The organism is Rhizobium sp. P1_E1 (assembly GCF_056406015.1).
In genome coordinates, this window is record NZ_JBFUAY010000326.1 from 1 (window position 1) to 3820 (window position 3820).

Here is a 3820-nt window from a genome sequence, read left to right on the forward strand (position 1 = left end):
GCATTAAGACGCTCGATGAGCTGAAAGAGTTTCTCCACCGTGCGATGCAGCTCGAACATGCAACGATTCCGCCGTATCTGACGGCACTTTACTCGATTAAGCCCGGAGTAAACCGGGATGCGGCGCAAGTTCTTCGCGTGATCGTCGTGGAAGAAATGCTGCATTTGACCATTGCGGCCAATATCCTCAATGCCATCGGTGGCACGCCGGATCTTACTAGGCCAGATTTCGCGGTTAACTATCCCGCCTCGCTCCCTGACGGCGAGACCGACTTTAAGGTCAGCATACAGGCTTTCAGCCGTGAAGCCCTGGCGACATTCTTGAAAATCGAGCGGCCGGCCCGGCGCCCCGAACATCTCGCTGGCAAGGGCCGGATACAACGCAAGAACTCCCCGCATATCACAGCGCTCGGCAGTGATCCGAGGCACGAAGATCTCCATTTTTACAGTATTGGCGAGTTCTATTCGGCAATCGCAGACGGCATGAAATACTTAGAAGCCGAAGCGCGCCGGGCGGGCACAACGATTTTTATCGGCGACACGTTTCGCCAGATTACCTCGGAACATTATTGTTCCGGCGGCGGTGCGTTGTTTCCCGTGACCGATCTGAAAAGCGCCCTCGAAGCCATAAAGCTCATCATGGAACAGGGCGAAGGTGACGGTGGCGGTATCTACGACGATGACGAGCACGAACTGGCCCATTACTATCGTTTCGATGAACTGGTGAAAGGCCGCTATTACCGGAAAGGTGATCAGGCCGACCACCCCACGGGTCCGCATTTGCAGGTCGACTGGGAAGGCGCTTATCCCATCAAACCGAACCTCAAGGTGGCGGAAATATCCGAAGGCTCGGAATTGCGTGAGGCGGCGGCCGACTTCAATACATGTTATGGCGAGTTTCTGGAGCTTTTGACGCGTGCCTATAATGGCCAGCCGAGCTTGCTGCTGGAAGCCGTTCCGATCATGTTCGAATTCCGCAATATAATCGTTGAACTGATCCGCAATCCCCTGCCGGGCCATCCCGGTAAGTACAGCAGCCCCACCTACGAGATTCCCCACAGTGCCAAACAGGCAGCTGTCACCGGGCAAGCGGAGGTGATCGCATGAGAAGACGAAGCTCAGGGTGACGAACTGGCCGGAGTATGAAGCAGGACTTCGTCGGCGTGGCAGCCTGACCTTGTGGCTGACACCGGAAGCCCTGTCCAAATGGTATGCTCCAAGACGCAAGACCCGCGGCGGCCAGCACCGTTATTCCGATCTAGCAATCGAGACCACCTTGACGCTGGGCCTGGTGTTTGGCTTGCGGCTTCGCCAGGCAGAAGGCTTGTTGGAATCGGTGCTGCAATTGATGGGCTTAGCGCTTGCCGTCCCCTATCACACCACGCTGAGCCGTCGGGCGCGCGCATGGCGATCTGCCGGGAAGCGGCCCGGAAATCAGGTTCCACCTGCCGGACCGTTGCTGCTCTGGTGGACAGCACCGGCCGGCAGGTTTACGGGGGAGTCAGCCGTTTCAAAGATCCCCATCCGTTCAGTTCCACATCCGTCCACCAACGCCCGAAAACATAAGACATCACTGTTCCTCTTCGCATTCAGATGGGAGRTCGCACCACAGCCGAGCCGTACTCAATCGCGCGGGCCGGAGGCCCGTTCAATCCACAGGGACCGGCAATTTTAACAATGATTGCCGGTCGATCTTGCCTGTTCCGGTCTTCGGCAGTTCGGCGACATACTGAATGATGCGTGGGTATTTGTGGGGCATCAGAGTCGATTTCACGTAGTCGCGCAGGATGCGGGTTTGCACATCGCCGTGCACTGCGCCATCGCGCAATTTCACCACGGCCCGCAATGTCATACGGCGATCCTCCAATTCATGTGCGAGGATGGCGCACTCATGCACGTCGGGATGTTCGTTGAGGCAGCGTTCAACCTCCATCGGCCAGACCCATTGCCCGGAGACTTTGATCAAATCGTCGGTGCGACCCAGAAAGTAATAATAACCATCCCGCTCGACGAAACGGTCTCCGGTGGCCATCCAGTCTCCACGCATCGTCTCGCTCGTCTTGTCGGCGCGGTTCCAATAGCAAGGCGCGGAAGAATGGCCGCGGATGAGCATTGCGCCCTCCTCGCCCGGTTCTACCGGCTCACCATCTGGCGTGACGAGCCTGATTTCGTAGCCCGGAACGCGCGCGCCGGCGGCACCGATACGGTGATCGTCGAGTTGGTTGGAAAGATAGATGTGTAAAAGCTCGGTCGAACCCAGCCCTTCGGTCGGACGGTGCCCGGTAAGATGTTTCCAGGCATTGTAGACGTCTTCCGAGAGGATTTCGGCCGCCGACATCGATTGCCGCAGCGACGAGAGATCCCTTGTCTTGGCTGAACTTGCGCGAACTAGAGCAGTGTAGAGGGTCGGCAACCCAAAAATTACGGTTGGTTTGAACGTTTCGACCGTGTCCAGCACGGCCTCAGGCAACGGTTGCCCGGCCACCAGCAACGTCGTTGCGCCAATTGAGAAGGGGAAAGTAAACGAGTTCCCGAACCCGTAGGCGAAATAAATCTTCGGCGCCGAAAAACAGATATCTTCCTTGCTCAGTTTAAGGACATATTTTCCGAACGACGCTTGAGTATAGGCCATATCATGGTGAAGATGGACAATGCCCTTCGGTCGGCCCGTAGAGCCTGAGGAATACATCCAGAAGGCCATATCGTCCGGCCCCGTATCGGCGCAGGGCAATTCATCCGGCTGGCCGTTCAGAAAGTTAACCGCAGCGATCCTCTGTGTGCCGTCAGCGACTCCGTTGACAGTCACCACCTGAGCGACAGCTGTCCCATCGAGAACCTCCGCCCCGAATTTGTCCGCCAACGCCGCCTCGCAGAGCGCGATTCGGGCTCCGGTGTCCTTAAGATAAAAGTTAAGCGTATCGGGCGTCGTCTGAATGTTCAAAAGAACGGGGACAAAACCTGCTCGCACGGCCCCAAAGAAAGCTGCCGGACAGGCGGGCGTGTCATCGAGGAAGAAAGGGATGCGCTCCCCACGCTGCAGACCAGCGGCGATGAAGGCATTCCCCCAGCGCGAGGCCTCGGCCACAAGCTCCGCATAAGTCAGCGATCCGATGGGACCGATCACAGCGAGCTTATCGGGATTGCGGGCCAGATTGTCCCACAGAATAGACGAGCAGTTCGGATGTGCTGTCTTATCGAAGCCGATTTCGACCGCGCCTGGAACGTTGTCGCCAACCGGATCGCTGATCTTTTGCCCCTCACTCGCCTTCGATGCGTCATAGCGGGCCATGAATTGCGGCGTGATTTTGCGTAGTCGGTCCCTGTCCACCCGTCCCGAACGTGTCATATAGTCGAAGGCGAAATCCAGGGGCTCCATCCTCATCTTCGAAGCAAAGCCGTCATACCAGTTCGCAGATGTATTCGCGGCGTTGACAATTTTCCTCGCAATGGGGGACCTCTCCGCCTGATAGGCTGCTAGCGCTGCGTCCACGTCCTCATGGGCCGCGAGAGCGCTGACCAGCGCGATGGCATCCTCCATTGCCAAACGCGTGCCCGAACCGATCGAAAAATGCGCCGTATGCGCGGCGTCGCCCAACAGCACATGCCGCCCCGCTACCCATTTGTCGCACCATAGACGGGGGAACTGCCGCCACATCGACTTGTTGGCGATAAGCGGGGCGCCTTGGAGAATATCGCGGAAAATCTCCCCGCAGAGCCGAGCACTTCCTTCTTCACCGAGGGCACTGAAATTCCAAGCTTTGAAGGTGTCGTCGTCACATTCGACGATGAATGTGCTGCGATCCGGTGAAAAGCGGTAGCAG

2 protein-coding genes and 1 pseudogene are annotated in these 3820 nt (G+C 57.6%); 2 read left to right on the forward strand and 1 reads right to left on the reverse strand.

Annotated elements, in window-relative coordinates:
• Window positions 1-2: 2 nt before the first annotated feature.
• Together AC1D1Z_RS34970 and AC1D1Z_RS34975 are read left to right on the forward strand one after the other, a co-directional pair.
• On the forward strand, window positions 3-1106 hold the full coding sequence (locus tag AC1D1Z_RS34970) for a ferritin-like domain-containing protein (protein ID WP_477853363.1): 1104 nt from the start codon (window positions 3-5) through the stop codon (window positions 1104-1106).
• Between the two features lie 16 nt (window positions 1107-1122).
• A pseudogene (locus AC1D1Z_RS34975) lies at window positions 1123-1535 on the forward strand (transposase); the annotation flags it as partial.
• 112 nt (window positions 1536-1647) lie between these two features.
• Here AC1D1Z_RS34975 and AC1D1Z_RS34980 read toward each other — a convergent pair.
• The coding region (locus tag AC1D1Z_RS34980; protein ID WP_477853365.1) for a benzoate-CoA ligase family protein at window positions 1648-3820 on the reverse strand (2173 nt) is incomplete at its 5' end.